At 43.6% G+C, this 19033-nt stretch carries 10 protein-coding genes and 1 tRNA gene; 7 read left to right on the top strand and 4 right to left on the bottom strand.

Annotated elements, in window-relative coordinates; all coding sequences use genetic code 11:
• Positions 1 to 6: 6 nt before the first annotated feature.
• Together FO447_RS11605 and secDF are read left to right on the top strand one after the other, a co-directional pair.
• Positions 7 to 1104: an endonuclease/exonuclease/phosphatase family protein gene (locus FO447_RS11605; protein WP_118140406.1), complete on the top strand. Its 1098-nt coding sequence runs from the start codon at positions 7 to 9 to the stop codon at positions 1102 to 1104.
• Positions 1105 to 1223: 119 nt separating this feature from the next.
• Complete coding sequence (secDF, locus tag FO447_RS11600; RefSeq protein WP_117587233.1) at positions 1224 to 4241, top strand: protein translocase subunit SecDF; 3018 nt, start codon at positions 1224 to 1226, stop codon at positions 4239 to 4241.
• Positions 4242 to 4387: 146 nt separating this feature from the next.
• Here the strand turns inward: secDF and FO447_RS11595 are convergent.
• Positions 4388 to 4459 (bottom strand) — tRNA-Arg (locus tag FO447_RS11595).
• 56 nt (positions 4460 to 4515) lie between these two features.
• On the opposite strand from FO447_RS11595, the gene FO447_RS11590 reads away from it, so the two are divergent.
• A complete protein-coding gene (locus FO447_RS11590; RefSeq protein ID WP_200756458.1) occupies positions 4516 to 5523 on the top strand; it encodes an endonuclease/exonuclease/phosphatase family protein in 1008 nt (335 codons plus the stop codon).
• A gap of 74 nt (positions 5524 to 5597) precedes the next feature.
• Here the strand turns inward: FO447_RS11590 and FO447_RS11585 are convergent, their stop codons facing one another.
• Positions 5598 to 6455 (bottom strand): enoyl-ACP reductase FabI, encoded by an 858-nt coding sequence (locus FO447_RS11585; protein ID WP_006848080.1) that lies wholly within the window; start codon positions 6453 to 6455, stop codon positions 5598 to 5600.
• A 761-nt stretch (positions 6456 to 7216) separates the two neighbouring features.
• Here FO447_RS11585 and FO447_RS11580 point away from each other — a divergent pair.
• From FO447_RS11580 to FO447_RS11565, 4 genes are all read left to right on the top strand, one after another.
• The gene (locus tag FO447_RS11580) at positions 7217 to 10285 is read left to right on the top strand and encodes a SusC/RagA family TonB-linked outer membrane protein (protein WP_200756456.1); all 3069 of its coding nucleotides are present in this window, start codon (positions 7217 to 7219) and stop codon (positions 10283 to 10285) included.
• Positions 10286 to 10306: 21 nt separating this feature from the next.
• On the top strand, positions 10307 to 11842 hold the full coding sequence (locus FO447_RS11575; RefSeq protein WP_200756454.1) for a RagB/SusD family nutrient uptake outer membrane protein: 1536 nt from the start codon (positions 10307 to 10309) through the stop codon (positions 11840 to 11842).
• A 185-nt stretch (positions 11843 to 12027) separates the two neighbouring features.
• On the top strand, positions 12028 to 13590 hold the full coding sequence (locus tag FO447_RS11570; RefSeq protein WP_200756452.1) for an ATP-binding protein: 1563 nt from the start codon (positions 12028 to 12030) through the stop codon (positions 13588 to 13590).
• A gap of 139 nt (positions 13591 to 13729) precedes the next feature.
• A complete protein-coding gene (locus FO447_RS11565; RefSeq protein WP_200756450.1) occupies positions 13730 to 14434 on the top strand; it encodes a porin family protein in 705 nt (234 codons plus the stop codon).
• 92 nt (positions 14435 to 14526) lie between these two features.
• Here FO447_RS11565 and metG read toward each other — a convergent pair whose 3' ends face one another.
• Together metG and FO447_RS11555 are read right to left on the bottom strand one after the other, a co-directional pair.
• Positions 14527 to 16593, bottom strand: a complete 2067-nt coding sequence (gene metG, locus FO447_RS11560; RefSeq protein ID WP_006848073.1) for a methionine--tRNA ligase — start codon at positions 16591 to 16593, stop codon at positions 14527 to 14529.
• 862 nt (positions 16594 to 17455) lie between these two features.
• Positions 17456 to 19015, bottom strand: a complete 1560-nt coding sequence (locus tag FO447_RS11555; protein ID WP_200756448.1) for a YifB family Mg chelatase-like AAA ATPase — start codon at positions 19013 to 19015, stop codon at positions 17456 to 17458.
• Between the last annotated feature and the right edge of the window lie 18 nt (positions 19016 to 19033).

Here is a 19033-nt window from a genome sequence, read left to right as displayed (position 1 = left end):
GAAACTATGTTTAAAGGATTTAAGGAATTTACATATAAGATGGTAGCTGGTGCTAATGTGGCAACTATCATTATCATGTTGCTGGTGGGCTTTTCTGACTTCTTTCAGCCAGAAAAGTTCGCCGCATTGGCTAATCTTGGCTTACTTTTCCCGGTTTTTCTTATAGTTAACTTAGGCTTTTTGCTTTTCTGGTTGCTCTTCCGGTCTAAGTATGCCATTATTCCATTCTTAGGCTTCTTGATCTGTTTTGTTCCTGTCCGCAAGTATATGCCAATCAACTTTTCTGGCGAAACTCCAAAAGGTTGTATCAAAGTTCTATCATATAATACCTGGAATTTTGGTGCACAGACTGAGGATGCCGAAGGAACTAATATCTGTATTGCTTATCTGCAGGAGCAGGATGCTGATATTGTTTGTCTGCAGGAAGCATGTCCTACTTCCCGGAATGTTGAGCAGATAGATAGTATGCTCAAGCCGATGTATGCTTATCAGGATACTACGATGCACATAAATGGTGGAAATTGTCTTATGTTGCTCAGTAAATACCCTATTCTTTCAAAAGAGCGAATTCCTTATGAATCGAAAGGAAATATGAGTGTGGCGTATCGTCTGAAAGTGAAAGATAGAGAGGTCCTTCTCATCAATAATCATTTGGAAACAACCGGCTTAAGTTTAGAGGACAGACGCCAGTTCAAGAATCTGGTTATCGGAAAATTGCAGGTTGATACTGCAGAAGAAACGTCCAAACTGCTCGTTGTAAAACTTGCCGAGGCAACAAAGAAACGGGCTCCTGAGGCTGAGGCTGTAGCAAAATACATTCAGCAGCATAAAGAACAGAGTATTATTTTGTGCGGTGACTTTAATGATGGTCCTATCTCTTATGCTCATCGTACGATAGCTAAAGATTTGACGGATTGCTACATTGCAAGTGGTAACGGACCGGGTATCAGCTATCATCATGGAGGCTTTTTTGTTCGCATTGACAATATCATGTGTTCAGACGATTGGGAGCCTTATGAATGTAAAATTGATGATAAAATCGCCGTTTCAGACCACTATCCTATCATTTGTAAGCTAAAAATGCGCCCTAAAAAGCAAAAATAGAGCAAATTATTCTTATATAAGAAAAAAAATGCTTATTTTTGCACAACTTTATGGAGGTTTTTGAAAAAATCCCTAAAAGCAATTGAAAAGAAACAAATAATTAATAACAATAAATAGAAATGCAAAACAAAGGAATTGTAATTTGTGTAGCCGTCTTACTGACCCTCGCAAGTATCTTCTATTTGTCATTCTCGTTTGCCACACGTTACTATGACAGCGAGGCTGCAAAGATTAAAGATCCTATTGCTCAGCAGGATTATAAGGATTCTGTTAAGTACTTAGGTGTTTATTCTTACCAGAACTGCTTGGAGACTCAGATTGGTCTTGGACTTGACCTTAAGGGCGGTATGAATGTAATTCTTGAGATTTCTGTACCTGATGTACTTGAAAACCTTGCCGATCATAAGACCGACGCTGGTTTTACCAATGCCATGAAGGAAGCTAGAGCTCAGGAAGAAGCTAACGGTGGTGACTTCGTGTCACTTTTCATTAACGCTTATCATAAGAGCGCACCAGGTCATAAACTCGCAGAAGTGTTCGCTACCCAGCAGTTGCAGGGCAAGGTTTCTCCTCAGAGCAGCGACGCAGAGGTAGAGAAGGCTATCCGCGCTTCTGTACAGGATGCTATCGACAACTCTTTCAACGTTGTCCGCACCCGTATCGATAAGTTTGGTGTTGTACAGCCTAACATCCAGAAGTTGGAAGGTCAGCAGGGCCGTATCATGGTAGAAATGCCAGGTATCAGCCAGCCAGAGCGTATGCGTAAGATGCTCCAGGGTAGTGCTAACCTTGAGTTCTGGGAGACATACAACTCAGAGGAAATCGCTCCTTATCTCCAGCAGCTTGATACCCGTATCGCAAATGGTGATAATGGTGAGGAGAAGAACGATACAGTTGCAGCAGATTCTGCAGCAGCTAAGAAGGAAGTTGCTAAGGCTGAGCCTAAGAAGGCTGAGGCTAAGTTCTCTATCAAGAAGAAGGACGATGCTGCAAGCAAGGTAGGCGAGGATGCTCAGAATGCTGCTGCTATCAAGGCTCACCCATTGTTGGCTCGTTTGCAGCTCGGTGGTGGTTTGAGCACTGTTGGTTATGCTAGCGTTCGCGATACTGCTGCCATCAACAAGATTATCTACTCTGCTGTGGCTAAGCGCGTTTTGCCATCAGACTTGCGTCTGCTTTGGAGTGCTAAGCCAGCTGATAACCTGAAGGTTAAGAATATCTTTGAGCTTCACGCCTTGAAGGTTACTACCACTACAGGTCGTGCTCCACTGGAGGGTGATGTAATTACCGATGCTAAGGACGAGTTCGACCAGATGGGTTCACCTGTTGTTAGCATGAAGATGAATACTGAGGGCGCACGTAAGTGGGCTCAGATGACCAAGGCTAACGTAGGTAAGGCTATTGCTATCGTTCTGGATGGCGTAGTTTACTCTGCTCCTCGTGTAAACGGCGAGATTGATGGTGGTAGCTCTCAGATTTCCGGTAACTTCACTATCGAGGATACCAAGGACTTGGCTAACACATTGAAGTCTGGTCGTATGCCAGCTCCTGCACGTATCGTTCAGGAGGAGGTTGTAGGTCCTACACTCGGTGCACAGTCTATCCAGATGGGTATTGTATCATTCGTTGTAGCTTTCGTACTCCTGATGGTTTACATGGTGATGATGTACAATGTCATTCCTGGTATGATGGCTAACCTGGCTTTGCTCGTCAACGTATTCTTCACGTTGGGTATTCTGACGTCCTTCCAGGCAGCTCTGACGTTACCAGGTCTTGCCGGTATGGTCTTGTCTCTGGGTACTGCCGTGGATGCCAACGTGCTTATATATGAACGTATCAAGGAGGAGCTCCGCTCCGGTAAGGGTATGAAACAGGCTGTAGCTGCCGGTTATGGCAACGCTTTCTCTGCTATCTTCGACTCTAACTTGACATCTTTGATTACTGGTGTTATCCTGTTGACTACCGGTACAGGTCCTATCCGTGGTTTCGCTACTACATGGATCATCGGTATCGTAGTTTCATTCTTCACTGCTGTGTTCCTGACTCGTCTGGTTTACGATTATAAGTTGAACCACGATAAGTGGATGCACTGCAAGTTTGATACTCCAGTTTCTCACAACCTGATGCAGGGCAAGAAGTATAAGTTCATGTCTATGTACAAGACTACCTTCACCGTTGCCATCGTAGCAGCTGTGGTATTCATCGGTAGCTTCTTTGTTCGTGGCTTGAGTAAGAGTATCGACTTTACTGGTGGTCGTAACTATGTAGTACAGTTCGAGAATCCTGTAGAGCCTGAGCAGATTCGTACCGTTCTTGGTGATGCATTCGTTAATGCAGACGGCACCAAGGCAACTACTGGCGCTATCGCTATCGGTACAGACGGTAAGACTATCCGTGTATCTACCAACTATATGATTGAGAGCAACAGTCCAACTGTTGACGATGAGGCTGAGACTATCCTTTACAATGCCTTGAAGAAGGCTAACCTGGTATCTCAGAAGAGTGTTGAGGCATTCAAGAACCCAGATGTTCGTCAGGGTGGTTCTATCATCAGTAGTACAAAGGTAGGTCCTTCTGTAGCTAAGGATATCACTATGGGTGCTATCTATAGTGTGCTCTTCGCATTGATTGCTATCTTCCTCTACATCCTGATACGTTTCCGCAACGTGGCCTTCTCTGTAGGTTCTACTGTAGCTTTGGCATTTGATGCCTTGACAGTAATCGGTTTCTACTCACTCCTGTGGGGTCTCGTTCCATTCTCATTGGAGATTGACCAGACCTTCATCGGTGCTATCCTGACCGTGGTAGGTTACTCTATCAACGATAAGGTGGTTGTGTTCGACCGTATCCGTGAGAACTTGAAGTTGCATCCTAAGGGCGACCGTCAGCAGCTCTTCAATGCATCTATCAATGAGACATTGGCTCGTACCATCAATACATCTACATCTACATTGCTCGTGTTGCTCTGTATCTTCATCCTCGGTGGTGACAGCATCCGCAGCTTCTCATTCGCAATGATCCTGGGTGTTGTATTCGGTACATTGTCATCTATCTTCATTGCATCTCCAATGGCTTACATCGTTCTTGGTCGTAAGATTAAGGAAGAGCCAGCTGAGGAGGTTGCAGAAGTTAAGTAATCAGAAACTCTTCATTCTTTCTCTGTCTGATGTATGTCGGATAGAGAAAGATACTGGAAAGAATATAAAAATAATAAAGGTCGCTTCCTGATTGTCAGGAGCGACCTTTATTGTTTTATCATCTCTGGAATGATAAGGAAAGTACGTGGTCCCACCGAGAATCGAACTCGGATCAAAGGTTTAGGAAACCTCCGTTCTATCCGTTAAACTATAGGACCATTGTAAACCGACTGCAAAGATACATCAAATCGTTGACAATACAAAATAAAATGTTATGTTTTTCACTCTCATCTTATCAAGTTTCCTCACTTTTGTGGAGTTGAACTGCGAAAACCTCTTCGATACGAAGCATGATTCGCTGAAGAATGACTATGAATTCCTGCCACAGAGCAGTTACAAGTGGACGCCTTATCGCTATTGGCGCAAGCTGGCAAATCTTTCCAAGACTATAGTAGCTTTGGGTTATGAAGATTTGTCGCTTGTTGGTACCGCCTCCCCAGATAATCCTTCAAGACCCTCGGAGAAGTCCTGGCATGTTCCCGATTTTGTGGCGCTTTGCGAAGTGGAGAACGATAGTGTGCTGTTTGATTTAACCCGGCGTTCAGCTCTTCGCGGTGTGAATTATGATTATGTGATGACCGATTCGCCTGATGAACGAGGCATAGATGTGGCTTTACTTTATCAGCCATCTTCTTTTGCGCTTATACAGTTCCGGTCTATCCGCATCAAGCCGCTGCCTGATACTCGCCCTACGAGAGATATTCTCTACGCTTCGGGGCGGATTATGAATGATGATACGCTTCATGTCTTTGTATTGCATGCGCCTAGCCGGCGTGGCGGCGAACAGGTTTCGCGTCCCTACCGCCTGCAGGTAGCCAGCCAGTTGGCTTCTGCTGTAGATTCTATCTATGCGCTCAATGATAGTGCAAGGATTATCGTAGCCGGCGATTTCAACGATTATTCCGATTCTCCGGCTCTTCGTTATCTTTATCAGCATCACCTTATTAATATATCTGTTGGCGTCAAAGGCTCTCATGGTGCCAAGGCTACTTATCGCTGGCATGGAGATTGGCGAAGCCTTGACCAGATACTCTTCAGTCCTTCGCTTTCCCGGCTTAAGATGAGTTGTCAGATAGGAGATTTGCCATTTCTCTTAGAAGATGATGAGAAATATGGCGGAAAGAAACCTTTCCGCACCTATCTCGGTCCACGATATTTGGGTGGATACAGCGATCATCTTCCGCTTGTTGCCAAGTTTAAGATAGAGGGTGGATATGAATAAAAAAACAGGTATGCTCAGATTTTTACTGAACATACCTGTTTGTATATTAGTGAGATTTTTTCTCTTCTGCCTGATTATCCGTAGATAACATTACCGTTCTCATCCTCATAAGGAGCCATATCCTTAGCATACTGGTTCATGGCACGGAGGCTCATACCCATTGATGAGAAACCACCATCGTGGAAGAGGTTCTGCATAGTTACCTTGCGGGTGAAGTCAGAGAACATCATCACGCAGTAGTTAGCGCAATCCTCTGCTACGGCGTTTCCGAGTGGAGACATCTTGTCGGCGAAGTCCATCATGTTCTCGATATCCTTGATACCCTTACCTGCTGTTGTAGCTGTAGGGCTCTGAGAGATGGTGTTGATACGCACGTGCTTCTCACGACCATAGATGTAACCGAAGCTGCGGGCGATACTTTCGAGCATGCTCTTGGCATCAGCCATATCGTTGTAACCGAAGAATGTACGCTGAGAAGCTACGTATGTGAGAGCTACTACAGAACCCCACTCGTTGATAGCATCCAACTTCTTGGCTACCTGCAACATCTTGTGGAAAGAGATAGCAGAGATGTCCAATGTCTTGTTCAGGAAGTTGTAGTCGAGGTCATCGTATGTACGATGCTTGCGAACGTTAGGGCTCATAGCTACAGAGTGGAGCACGAAGTCGATTTTGCCACCGAGTTTCTCCTGAGCCTCTGTGAATACCTTTTCCAAGTCTTCTACGCTAGTCGCATCAGCTGCGATGATAGGAGCGTTGATCTGTTCAGCGAGCTTATCCAGCGTACCCATACGCAAAGCCATAGCTGTATTACTAAGTGCGATAGTAGCACCCTCTTCAGCAGCCTTTACAGCTACTTTCCAAGCGATTGATTCCTCATTGAGTGCACCGAAGATGATGCCACGCTTGCCTTTTAACAAATTGTGAGTCATTGTTATCTTAATACTTTTGTTTATACTAACGACAATCCCCTACATATATCATTCTCTCTATATATAATAAGGTGTAAAACCACTTTGTTTTGTTCTAGTCGTTGAAATCGTGCGCAAAATTACGAAAAATGTGCAATATACCCAAATTTTTTAACTAAAAAGTGCCGTAAACGTTTTCTTTTTTGTGGTATGTCAAGTATTTCGCTCCCTGCAGTCAGTATGATATTCTATTTATTCTTTGCAGATAATAAGCCTGAAACAGATATATCTTATGCTTATAGATAACGTATCTGTTGGTCTGCGGAATTAGATTTGTAGGGTTCCTGACATATGCCAACAATGTTCCTGACATATGTCAACAATGTTCCTGACATATGCCAAACGAGTTATTGACATATGTCAGCAACCTTGCTGGCATATGTCGTCAACCGAACGGAACTAATTGTTAGAACCGATAAATCGTAGAACTGTGACTATTTAATCTATTTGTTCTACGTATTTAAGCAATACGTCTTACCCGGCAGATGCCGGTATAGATAACTTAAGAACCTTCTTATTTCTGTTCTTACAAATTATAGCCTTATTGCTGCAAAAATATCCTTTTTGTTGCAATATGACAAGGTAGAAGTGTTAAAAACAGACTTTTTTATGTGCGTTATTAAATTTTTCTTTCAAAATATTTGCAAATATCCGAAAAAAAATCTAATTTTGCAGCCGATTATTATAAATTTATAAATTATTATCTAATAAAGAGAGAGATTATGTTTAAAAGAATCGCTTTATTTGTGGGGGGGGCAATTCTCAGTTGTGGAGTAGCCTTTGCCCAAACATCTGTTACCGGTAAGGTAGTAGCTTCTGAGGATGGTGAGCCTGTTATTGGCGCATCAATCAAAGTAGCTGGTACTAATACGGGTACTGTTACGGATGTCGATGGAAACTTCAGTTTGAATGTTCCAGCCGGCTCCAAGTTGGAGATTACCTATATAGGTATGAATCCACAAACTGTTAAAGCAAGTTCTAACATGAAGATTGCTTTGACTTCTGATAACAAAACCCTGGACGAGGTGATTGTTACAGGTTATGGTAACTTTAAGAAATCCTCATTTACAGGTGCTGCTGCTTCCATGTCAACAGCTAAGTTGAGTGATGTTCCTTCACTTTCTGTTGAAGATAAGCTTTCTGGTAATATCCCAGGAGTTTCTATTTCTTCTTTCTCTGGCCAGCCAGGTGCAATGAACTATATCCGTATTCGTGGTATGGGTTCTATCAATGCAGGTAACGATCCATTGATTGTGATTGATGGTACTCCAATGAACTCTGGTAACTTGAGTGGTTTCAATGATGCTGAGTCTGGTAATGGTTACAATGGTTCTGGTACCAATGCGCTTTCTACATTGAATAGCAATGACATCGAGTCTATCACAGTTATCAAGGATGCAGCCGCTGCTTCATTGTATGGTTCTCGTGCAGCCAATGGTGTGCTTGTCATTACAACCAAGAGTGGTAGTGCAGGTAAGACCCAGGTTGATTTCCGCAGCGACTGGGGTTTCTCTAATATGGCCATCAACTACCGCCCAACTTTGAGTGGTGATGATCGTCGTGCCTTGATTTATCAAGGTTTGAAAAACTATGCTTTTGATAATATTGATGGTACTACTGATGCCTCTGCTGCGGCTTTTGCCGATCAAAATATTGATGATTATGCAGCAAAACCAGAGAATGGTTGGGCAAACTGGCGTGATGCGCTTTTCAAAAATGGTTCAAATCAGAACTATCAGGCAAGTGTAAATGGTGGTAATGATAAGACTAAGTTCTATGCTTCTTTGTCTTATGCTAAGCAGAATGGTATTGTAGAACGTTCTGGTTTGGAGCGTATGACAGGTAACTTCAACGTAAGCCATCGCTTCGGTAAGTTCAAGTTGGATGCTAGTTCTTTGATTTCATCTATGCATCAGAACTCTGCCATGGATGGTGGCGCTTCTTTTGCTGGTGCCATCTCAAGTGCAGTATGGTTCCTCGGCCCTTCTAATGCTATCTATGACAAGAATGGTAATTTGCTGACAAAGACAGATGGCGCTTATAACAATGGTTATAACCCTATTTATGAGAACCAGCACATGTCAGATAAAACCAATACGACACGTTCTTACAGCACCTTGGCTCTCGAATGGAACATTTGGGATAACTTGAAGTTGCGTGAGAAGGTAGCTTACGACTACATCAACTCTACCGAGGATGTGCTTTGGGACAAATTCTGTGGTAATGGTTCTGGCTCAAATGGTGTGATGCAGCGTACTTACAATGAGTGGACAACCATGAACACTCAGACACAGTTGACATACAATAAGTCTTTTGGTGCCCACAATGTGGATGCTTTGCTTGGTTTCGAGACAGAGGCATGGCATAACAACAACTCATACGCTTCTGGTACAGACTACCCTGGCAACTTGTATGAGTTCGCTAACTCTGGCGATACCTCTATGCAGAGTTACAAGTATGACTCAAAGATGACTTCTTTCTTGGGTCGTGTCAACTACAACTATAACGATTTGTATTATGCTGGTGTAAGCTATCGTCGTGATGGTAGTTCTCGTATGGCACGTGAGAATCGTTGGGGTTCGTTCTGGTCTGTATCTGGTGCTTGGCGCTTTGGTACAGAAAAGTTCATGGATTCTATCAAGGATATATTGAGCGATGGTAAGATTCGTGTATCTTATGGTGTGAACGGAACTCTTCCATCTGGCTTGTATAGTTACATGAACCTTTATAAGTATGGTGAGTACTACAATGGTAGCAATGGTATGGGTATCATTGGTGTAGCCAACAAGGACTTGAAGTGGGAGCAGAACAAGGCTTGGAACTTTGGTCTTGACTTGACATTCCTCAACCGTATCTCTGTAACATTGGATTACTACGTTCGTAATACATCCAATTTGATTATGAACCGTCCTATCTCTATGATTCCAGGTTACTATGATGATTCTTCTCTGTTGGCTACCATGGCTCAGAATGTAGGTTCTATGCGTAACCAAGGTATTGAGGTGACCATTTCTTCTACCAACATTCAGAAGAAGGACTTCCTTTGGACTACTTCTCTGAACTTTGGTCATAACTCCAACAAGGTAACAGAGTTGACAGGTGATGATGACAAGATTATCAGCGGTGCCATGATTCATCAGGTAGGTAAGCCTTACTATTCTTACTATATGTATGAGTATGCAGGTGTTGACCCTGAGACAGGTTTGGAGAGCTATTACATCAATGATGGAACTGAGAATGCTCGCAAGACCACTACTAATGTAGCTGAGGCAAACAAGACTATTGTTGGTCATCATGAGCCAGCACTTGAGGGTGGTTTGTCTAACTTCATCAAGTGGAAGTTTATCGACTTCAACTTTACTTTGACCTATAAGTTGGGCGGTGACTCTTACGATTATGCTACTTGGTTGCACGATAATGGTGGTACATACACCCTCTATGGAGCAATCCCTTCTTACTATAAGTTGGAGGATATGTGGCAGAAACCAGGCGATAATGCTAAGTTGCCTAAGTTCCAGGCTGGTTATGGTAAGCGTGTGTTGTCTTCTCGTTGGTTGATGCCTAACGATTATCTTCGCTTGAAGAACCTTACCTTAGGTTTCTCTGCACCAAAGGAGTGGATCAGCAACCTCGGCTTGAGCAAGGCTCGTGTATATTTCTCTGCCAACAACTTGTTGACCTGGAAGTCTAAGGATCTTTATGTTGATCCAGAGACACCAGCGGATGGCTTGTGTACATTCGAAATGCCAGCTTTGAGAACTTATACATTTGGTATCGAACTTAGTTTCTAATTTATAAAAGAACGAAATACAATGAAAGTATTAAAATCAATATATAAGGTAATGGGCTGCGCTATTTTGGCAGCCAGCCTGTCATCTTGCGTCAATGATTGGTTGGACGTAGCTCCTTCTGATGGTACAGATGCAGATGCAGCCTTGACCAGCAGTTCAGACTTGGCTGCTGCGAGAACGGGTATGTACAAGGCTTTGAAGGGAAACAGCAGCTTGGTAGATTACTATGGTCAGCAATTCTTTGTTTATGGTGATGTTCATGCAGGTGATGATTATCAGTATAATAATCTTGGTGGTTCTAACCGCGCTAGTTTTTACTATGACATGAACTACCAAACAGCATCTGAGTTTGTATCAAGTACTTCTTCCAGTAACGTAGCTTGGAAATCACCATATATTGTTATTGGCCGTGCTAATCGTATCATCGCTGCTGCAGAAGGTGGTGCTTTGAGCGATGCAGCAGAGGCTAAGGCTACTATTGACCAGTATGCGGCAGAGGCAAAGGTACTCCGTGCCCTTGCTCATTTTGACCTTGTTCGTATCTATGGTAAGCCATATACAGAGGATCAGGGTGCATCTCTTGGTGTACCATTGGTAACAGGAGTGCTGGAGTCTAATGCAAAACCTGCTCGTAGCACTGTTGCTGAGGTTTACACCCAAGTAGTGAAGGATTTGACTGAGGCTATCAGCTCTAATGCTCTTGCTACAGAGACAGAACCAGGTTATGTAAGCGTTTGGGGAGCAAAGGCAATCCTTTCTCGTGTTTATTTGAATATGGGTGATTATGCTAACGCCTTGTCTGTTGCTGAGGATATTATCAAGAATTCTGGCGCAGCGTTGTGGACTCGTGACCAATACTTCAAAGCATGGGATGCTTCAACTCCTAATGAAAGTGAGTTCTTGTTCCGTCTCAATGTGGCAGGTTCTACAGACAACAATGACTTGAATGGTATCGGTAACCTCCAGCAGCGTGATGGCTACAAGGAAATGGTTGCTACTAAGAAGTTTGTTGACATGCTTACTTCAGACCCAAAAGATGTTCGTAACGATATGTTCTTGCCTGCAACTGCACCCAAAGAGGTGGCAACTTATGGTACCAACAAGGTATTTCTGAACAAGTTGCGTGGTCAAGGTGATAATCTTCGTAATGTTACTATCGTTCCAATTATCCGTCTTTCTGAGGTTTACTTGACAGCTGCAGAGTGTGCATTTAGAAAAAATGACAAGACTAAGGCTGTAGAGTATCTGAATGATTTGGTAAAGAACCGTACCACAACAGAGGCTTCTTTGGCAACAGTGGATAACATCACACTTGAGCGTATCTTGATTGAGCGTCGTAAGGAGTTGATTGGCGAGGGACAGCGTTACTTTGATGCTTTGCGTAATAACGAGACTATCACCCGTTATACAAGTGAAGCTGATAAGGGTTGGCACAAGACATTGAGCAAGGAAGCTCAGTCTTTCGACCGTGATTACTTCAAGGCTATTGCTGCCATTCCGCAGGCAGAGATCAACGCCAACCCTAACATCAAGCAGAATACGGGTTACGGTGAGTAATCGCTGTTAATGGAATATTTTAATAAGATAATATTTTTAATCAAGATATAGGAATGCCATGAGTGGCATTTTCTATAAATCTCTCGGGAGAGGCTGGCTGTGAAGCTCGCCTCTCTTTTTTTGTCTTTTTATTTGCGTATCTGATATTTTATTCGTAACTTCGCACCGTCTAAAGTAATATGGCTATGGAAGAGATAAGAAAATACCCAGTAGGAATGCAAACTTTCTCTGATATACGAGAGGGTAATTATGTGTACGTAGATAAGACAAGGTATATTGTCGATTTCTTGCGTAATGGTTCTAAATATGTGTTTCTGAGTCGTCCAAGACGATTCGGTAAGTCGCTTTTTGTCTCTACGCTCCAGGCATATTATGAGGGCAGGAAGGAACTGTTTGATGGTTTGGCACTTGGCGAATATGAGAAAGAATGGGTGAAACGTCCTGTTCTTCACTTCGACATGAGTACTGCCAAAAATCAGACACCCGAAGGGTTAGAAGAGATGCTGGGCTACATGCTTTCAGAATATGAGCAGGTCTATGGACGTGACGAATTGGCGGTGCAGCCGAGCCAGCGTTTGCAGTCTTTGGTAAAGCGTGCCTATAAGAAGACGGATCAAAAGGTGGTTGTTTTGATAGACGAATATGATGCTCCTCTCTTGGATGTCGTGCATGAGAAGGAAAGTTTGATGCCATTGCGCTTGGTTATGAGGAAGTTCTATAGCCCATTGAAATATCTCGACCCTTGGCTGGAATTTACCTTTATCACGGGTATCACCAAGTTCTCTCAGTTGAGTATCTTTAGCGAGATCAATAATTTGGATAATATCAGCATGTTCGATCAGTATTCTGCTATCTGTGGTATCAGCAAGACAGAACTACTGACGGCGATGAAGCCTGATGTTGAGTTGCTAGCCAAGTCTTTGGGAAAAACTTTTGATGAAACGGTTGCCGAGTTGAGTTCATATTATGATGGTTATCATTTCAGTAAAAAATCAGAAGATGTGTTTAATCCGTTTAGTCTGGTTAAAGCGTTGAGAAGTAAGGAAATAGCAGCTTATTGGTTTAGTTCAGGTACTCCTGCATACATTATCAACACTTTACGCAAACATCATGTGGGGGTGATGGATATAGAACAGAAATCCGTAGGGGTGGATGATTTCGATGTCTCTCCTGAGCAGATGACTTCTGCTTTACCATTGCTTTATCAGAGTGGGTATCTCACCATCAAGAAGTATAACCCTATCTTGCAGAGCTATCAGCTGGATTATCCAAACAAGGAAGTGCGTGTAGGAATGGTTCGTTCCTTGGCTCCTAACTATCTCTCTCCTATAGCGTTGAACAATAATAGTTTCATCTTCGACTTTTTGGAGCAACTATATAACAATAATATGGATGGTGCTTTGCAGAAAATGCAGGCTTATCTCGCCAGTATCTCCAATCGACTTGCCAACAAGAACGAGAAGGACTTCCAAACGGTCTTTTATCTCATTTTTAATTTGATGGGTGCTTACATCTTGGTGGAGGAGGATAGTGCAATAGGCAGAGCAGATGCCGTTCTTCACATGCCGGATACAATCTATGTGATGGAATTGAAGTTTGATAAGACGGCTGAGGAAGCTTTGAAACAGATTGATGACAAAGGCTATCTCATTCCTTATTCAGCTGACGGCAAACGAATGGTAAAAGTAGGAATCAACTACGACAGCCAGAAGCGAACCATTGGTGAATGGAAGATAGCAGAAGGATAAATATAGCTTTTTGTTACTGTTTAAACGAGTGACATTGTATAACACTTTGCGAGAACAGGTCTTTCATGGAGAAAAATGACAGTAGGATGCAATATTATCCCTTGTTCCTTGTTATTATGATATACAAACTGTTGTGGAAATGAAAAAGAAAATAGTTATAATGATGGTGCTGCTGCTTACTGTTGTGGGAGCAAAGGCACAAGAAGTGGAGAATCCGGTAGGCAGATTCTCGGTAATTCCTCGTATAGGTGTAACTCTAGCTAACTGGAGCGGGTTGACTCTGGAAACTTTGGATGGAACCTCGCTAGAGTCTAAGTATCAGGCTGGATTCATGGGCGGCGCAGATGTGGAATATCGCATAAATAAGAGCCTGGGTATTACGCTGGGTGCTTATTATGCCCGACAGGGTATGCGTTTCCCTGACTGCGAGTTGACTGAGAATGCTGAAAAAGGGGAATATACAGGTATTAAGAATCATCATGTGGACCTCGATTATATCCAGGTACCGCTCATGCTGAAAGCCTATCTTGTAGAGGGTTTGTCGGTGAATGCAGGCGTTCAGGTGGGATTCCTTTGTGGCGACGGCAAGGTTAAAAGAGAGGAAACCGACCTTCAGAAGGACAAGAACGGGTCTATTATATACAAGGATATGCAGGAAACCGAAGCTCTTTGGCCTGCCAAGAAGGTGGATGTAGCCATTCCTCTGGGCTTGAGTTATGAATATATGAACGTGATTCTGGATGCCCGTTACAACGTGAGCCTGACGAAGGCTAGCAAGGGTGATTGGGATAACTGTAAGAACAAGGCTCTGACCTTTACCGTGGGTTATCGTTTTACATTATAAAAGAATATTTGGATAGAAATAAGAAAAGCCTCAAATCCGCAAAGGATTTGAGGCTTTTACCTTATCTGTTAATCTGATGATTCTATGGTTCTTTATCCAACCTGGCTTCCTGGCTTAACCTTGCCAAGGAGAGAAGTTACGTTCAATGAGCCATCGAAGTTGACAGCACTCAGAATCATACCCTGACTCTCGATGCCCATCATCTTGCGAGGAGCAAAGTTGGCTACGAACAATACGTCCTTGCCGATCAGCTGCTCTGGCTCGTAGTAGGCTGCGATACCTGAGCAGATGGTACGCTCTACGCCAGAACCATCGTCGATGGTGAACTTCAGGAGTTTCTTAGACTTCTTTACCTTCTCGCAGTTCAGAATGTGACCTACGCGGATATCGAGTTTCTCGAAATCATCAAAGCTAACCTCTGGCTTGATAGGAGCAGCCTGGTAAGAAGCCTCCTCGTTAGCCTTCTTGGTGTCAGCAAGCTTCTGGAGCTGTCTTTCGATAACCTCATCCTCAATCTTCTCGAAGAGCAATTCTGGCTCACCGAGCTGGGTACCAGCCTTGAGCAAATCTGTGCTGCCGAGCTGAGTCCACTCGAAGTTAGGCATATTGATCATCTTGCGGAGTTTCTCAGAAGAGAATGGCAAGAATGGCTCGAAGGCGATAGCGAGGTTGGCAACCAACTGCAGGGAGATGTTCAGGATGGTCTCCACACGCTTAGGATCGGTCTTCCAAACCTTCCAAGGCTCACACTCTGTGATGTATCTGTTACCGATACGAGCCAGGTTCATAGCCTCTTTCTGAGCCTCGCGGAACTTGAATACGTTGAGATACTGCTCTACCTTCTCCTTCACGTCCTTAAACTCAGCGATAGCCTTCTCATCTACCTCCTGCAATTCACCACAGGCAGGAACTACGCCGCCCCAATACTTCTTGGTGAGCTGGAGGGCACGGTTTACGAAGTTACCGTAAACGGCAACCAACTCAGAGTTGTTGCGCTCCTGGAAATCCTTCCAAGTAAAGTTGTTGTCCTTGGTCTCAGGTGCATTGGCTGTCAAAACATAGCGCAATACATCCTGCTTGCCTGGCAAATCTACGAGATACTCGTGCAACCATACTGCCCAGTTGCGGGATGTTGAAATCTTATCGTCCTCCAGGTTCAGGAATTCGTTGGCTGGTACGTTGTCTGGCAAGATATAGTCGCCGTGAGCCTTCAGCATAGTAGGGAAGATGATGCAGTGGAACACGATATTGTCCTTACCGATGAAGTGAACAAGACGAGTTTCAGGATCCTGCCACCACTTCTGCCATGTTCCCCACTTTTCTGGATGAGCATCGCAGAGTTCCTTGGTATTAGAAATGTAGCCGATAGGTGCATCGAACCAAACGTAGAGCACCTTTCCATCTGCACCCTCTACTGGAACAGGAATACCCCAATCCAAGTCGCGTGTCATCGCACGTGGCTGAAGATCCATATCCAACCAGCTCTTGCATTGGCCGTAAACATTGGTACGCCACTCTTTGTGGCCTTCCAGAATCCACTTCTTCAACCAATCCTGATACTTGTTCAATGGGAGATACCAGTTCTTGGTAGGCTTCTTAACGAGACCATGACCAGGGTTGTTCTTGTTGGTAGGGTTGATGAGTTCCTCAGGAGAGAGGGTAGCACCACATTTCTCGCATTGGTCGCCATAAGCACCTTCAGCACCGCAGCGAGGGCAAGTACCTACGATATTACGGTCGGTAAGGAATTCGCCTGTTACCTCGTCGCAGAACTGCTCCTCTACCTTTTCTTCCAATACGCCCTTGTCATAGAGTGTGCGGAAGAAGTCTGAAGCAAACTTATTGTGAGTTGGCGAAGTGGTACGGCTGTAAATATCAAAAGAGATACCGAAGTCCTCGAAACTCTTCTTGATGAGGTTATGATAGCGGTCAACCACCTCCTGTACGGTAATTCCTTCTTTCTTGGCACGGATAGTAACAGGTACACCATGCTCATCGCTACCGCCGATGAAGACAACATCTTGCTTCTTGAGGCGGAGATAGCGAACATAGATATCGGCTGGCACGTATACACCTGCCAGGTGACCGATGTGCACACCACCGTTGGCATAAGGCAAAGCCGCAGTCACGGTAGTACGTTTAAAGTTCTTTTGTTCCATATTAGCTAATATATTTTTGTTATTTGGCTGCAAAATTACAAAAAATGTTGGAGATAAGAAAGGATTCTCGTCGCTTTTTCTTACTTTTATATGTAATAAGGTGTAAAAAAGCAGGGTTCTTTAGTTTTTTATGGTAAGGGAAAGGGGAGGACTGGATACGAAAAAAGGCTCTTCGCATCTCTGCAAGAGCCTCCCATCTTGTACATTTCCCTCAGACTCCTCCCTGATAGGACTGTACCTAATTATTATCATTTACTTTTTCTAAGAACTTATTCGTTCTGACAACTTATGTTGTTGACCTTTTACAATCTAATTACCTTAGTATGTAGAAAACTTCCTCCTTATATATTTTTATCTATAGAGAGATTTCTTACATTACGTTCATATAGGCGATAACGGCCAACTCTGCAAGAAGAATTACGAAACCAATCTTCTTTACTGCGTTTGTAATTTTAAAAATGCAATCCATAATCTTAATAGTTTTGTTGTTAATAATTAAACTAGCGTTGTGCTAGCTTTCTTTTTACGTTTGCAAAGGTAATGCATTTTTTTATCCTATATGGGGTAATTTTTATTAGAATTAGTGATTTTCGTAAATTTAAAAGCTAATTTAAATCAAATATTCCACCCTAGAGAACAGAATTTACCCTTTATTGGATGATTTTAGTATTCGTCTTTGTCCGATTTTAATAGTGTTTTTGTGTTTATGGGGTAATATTTTTGTAGTAACAAAAGAAAATAGCCATTCTAAAACAGATTTGTAATTGTTCTAGAATGGCTATTCTTCTATTTTTCTCCCTTTTTCCCTTTATAAATCCAACTTTTTAGAGCGAATGATAGGAAAAAACGGATTTTTATCCTTTTACATATATCTTCTTTGTCCTCTTTCTGCCCAATCGCCTCTGTCGAGGGTTCTGTATCCCACGGCTTCTGCTATATGGTCAGGCTTAATCTGTTCACTTCCTGCCAAATCAGCAATGGTTCGTGCCACTTTCAGGATTCTGTTGTAAGCTCTTGCTGACAACGAAAGCTTCTCCATTGCCATTCGGAGCAGTTCGATACCTTGTTCGTCGGGTTCGGCAAACTGATGAATCATTCTTTCGGTCATCTGGGCGTTGCAATGGATGCCTTTATAATCTTTGAATCTTTCGGCTTGAACTTCTCTTGCCTTGATGACTCTTTCTCTGATCTTGGCACTTGGCTCACCTGGTGCTGCCTTCGAAATATCCTGAAAAGGAACAGGACTAATCTCACATTGGATGTCGATGCGGTCGAGTAACGGACCCGAAATCTTGTTCATGTATCTTTGAATCTGGCCTGGCGTGCAGACACAACGATGTGTCGGATCACCATAATATCCGCATGGACAAGGGTTCATACTTGCCACAAACATGAATGAACATGGATAATCTGTAGAATATTTCGCTCTGCTGATGTTGATGTGGCGGTCTTCCAATGGCTGGCGGAGTACTTCCAGAGTGGTTTTATTGAACTCCGGAAGTTCATCGCAGAACAGAACGCCATTATGGGCGAGCGATATTTCTCCCGGTTGTGGCGATGTTCCACCGCCTACCAGAGCCACTTGAGAGATGGTATGGTGAGGAGACCGGAACGGGCGTTGGGAAATGAGTGATACATTCTTGCCCAGTTTGCCTGCAATGGAGTGAATCTGTGTTGTTTCCAGACTCTCAGAGAGCGTGAGAGGGGGGAGGATGGACGGCAAACGTTTTGCCATCATCGACTTTCCGGAACCTGGAGGACCTACCATAATCAGGTTGTGTCCACCAGCCGCAGCCACTTCGAGCGCTCTTTTCACGTTTTCCTGACCGCGAACATCGGCATAATCGTATTCACAATGTGTCTGGTTTTCGTAGAATTCCTTGCGGGTGTCAACAATGGTAGGAGAAGGATTGCTTCTGTCGCTCATGAATTGTATGACTTCGAAAAGCGTTTTCATGCCGTAAACCTCAAGATTGTTTACGACAGCCGCTTCCCGAGCGTTCTGTTCCGGCACAATCAGTCCCTTAAAGTGCTCTGCTCTGGCTCTGATAGCTATCGGCAGGGCACCTTTGATAGGCTGGAGCGTACCGTCAAGGCTCAACTCGCCTACCATCATGTACTCTTTCAGATGATCTTCGGGAATGTTGTTGTTGGCGCCTAGAAGTCCGATTGCAAGCGGCAAGTCGAAACTGCTGCCCTCTTTCCTGAGGTCAGCTGGAGCCAGATTGATGGTGATGTCGGCTATCGGAAATTTGAAGCCGCTATACTGGAGAGCTGCTGAAATTCGGTTACGGCTCTCTTTGACCGCCTCGTCGCCTAAGCCTGTGAGGTGGTACATGACGCCTCTGTTGAGGCTTACTTCTACGGTTACAGTAGTTACTTCTAGTCCGTTAACTGCTGCACAATATGTCTTTACTAACATATAGGCGTGCTTTTTATG

It is taken from the genome of Segatella copri (genome assembly GCF_015074785.1).
In the GTDB taxonomy this organism is placed as follows: domain Bacteria; phylum Bacteroidota; class Bacteroidia; order Bacteroidales; family Bacteroidaceae; genus Prevotella.
The sequence above is the reverse complement of the archived record's forward strand: the minus strand, read 5'-3'. Positions and strand labels throughout refer to the sequence as shown.

Bases quoted from the DNA above. Each gene is read 5' to 3' on its own strand.
- FO447_RS11570 (WP_200756452.1), top strand. From the start codon at position 12,028: ATGGAAGAGATAAGAAAATACCCAGTAGGAATGCAAACTTTCTCTGAT.
- FO447_RS11565 (WP_200756450.1), top strand. From the start codon at position 13,730: ATGAAAAAGAAAATAGTTATAATGATGGTGCTGCTGCTTACTGTTGTG.
- FO447_RS11590 (WP_200756458.1), top strand. From the start codon at position 4,516: ATGTTTTTCACTCTCATCTTATCAAGTTTCCTCACTTTTGTGGAGTTG.
- metG (WP_006848073.1), bottom strand. From the start codon at position 16,593: ATGGAACAAAAGAACTTTAAACGTACTACCGTGACTGCGGCTTTGCCT.
- FO447_RS11555 (WP_200756448.1), bottom strand. From the start codon at position 19,015: ATGTTAGTAAAGACATATTGTGCAGCAGTTAACGGACTAGAAGTAACT.
- FO447_RS11575 (WP_200756454.1), top strand. From the start codon at position 10,307: ATGAAAGTATTAAAATCAATATATAAGGTAATGGGCTGCGCTATTTTG.
- secDF (WP_117587233.1), top strand. From the start codon at position 1,224: ATGCAAAACAAAGGAATTGTAATTTGTGTAGCCGTCTTACTGACCCTC.
- FO447_RS11585 (WP_006848080.1), bottom strand. From the start codon at position 6,455: ATGACTCACAATTTGTTAAAAGGCAAGCGTGGCATCATCTTCGGTGCA.
- FO447_RS11580 (WP_200756456.1), top strand. From the start codon at position 7,217: ATGTTTAAAAGAATCGCTTTATTTGTGGGGGGGGCAATTCTCAGTTGT.
- FO447_RS11605 (WP_118140406.1), top strand. From the start codon at position 7: ATGTTTAAAGGATTTAAGGAATTTACATATAAGATGGTAGCTGGTGCT.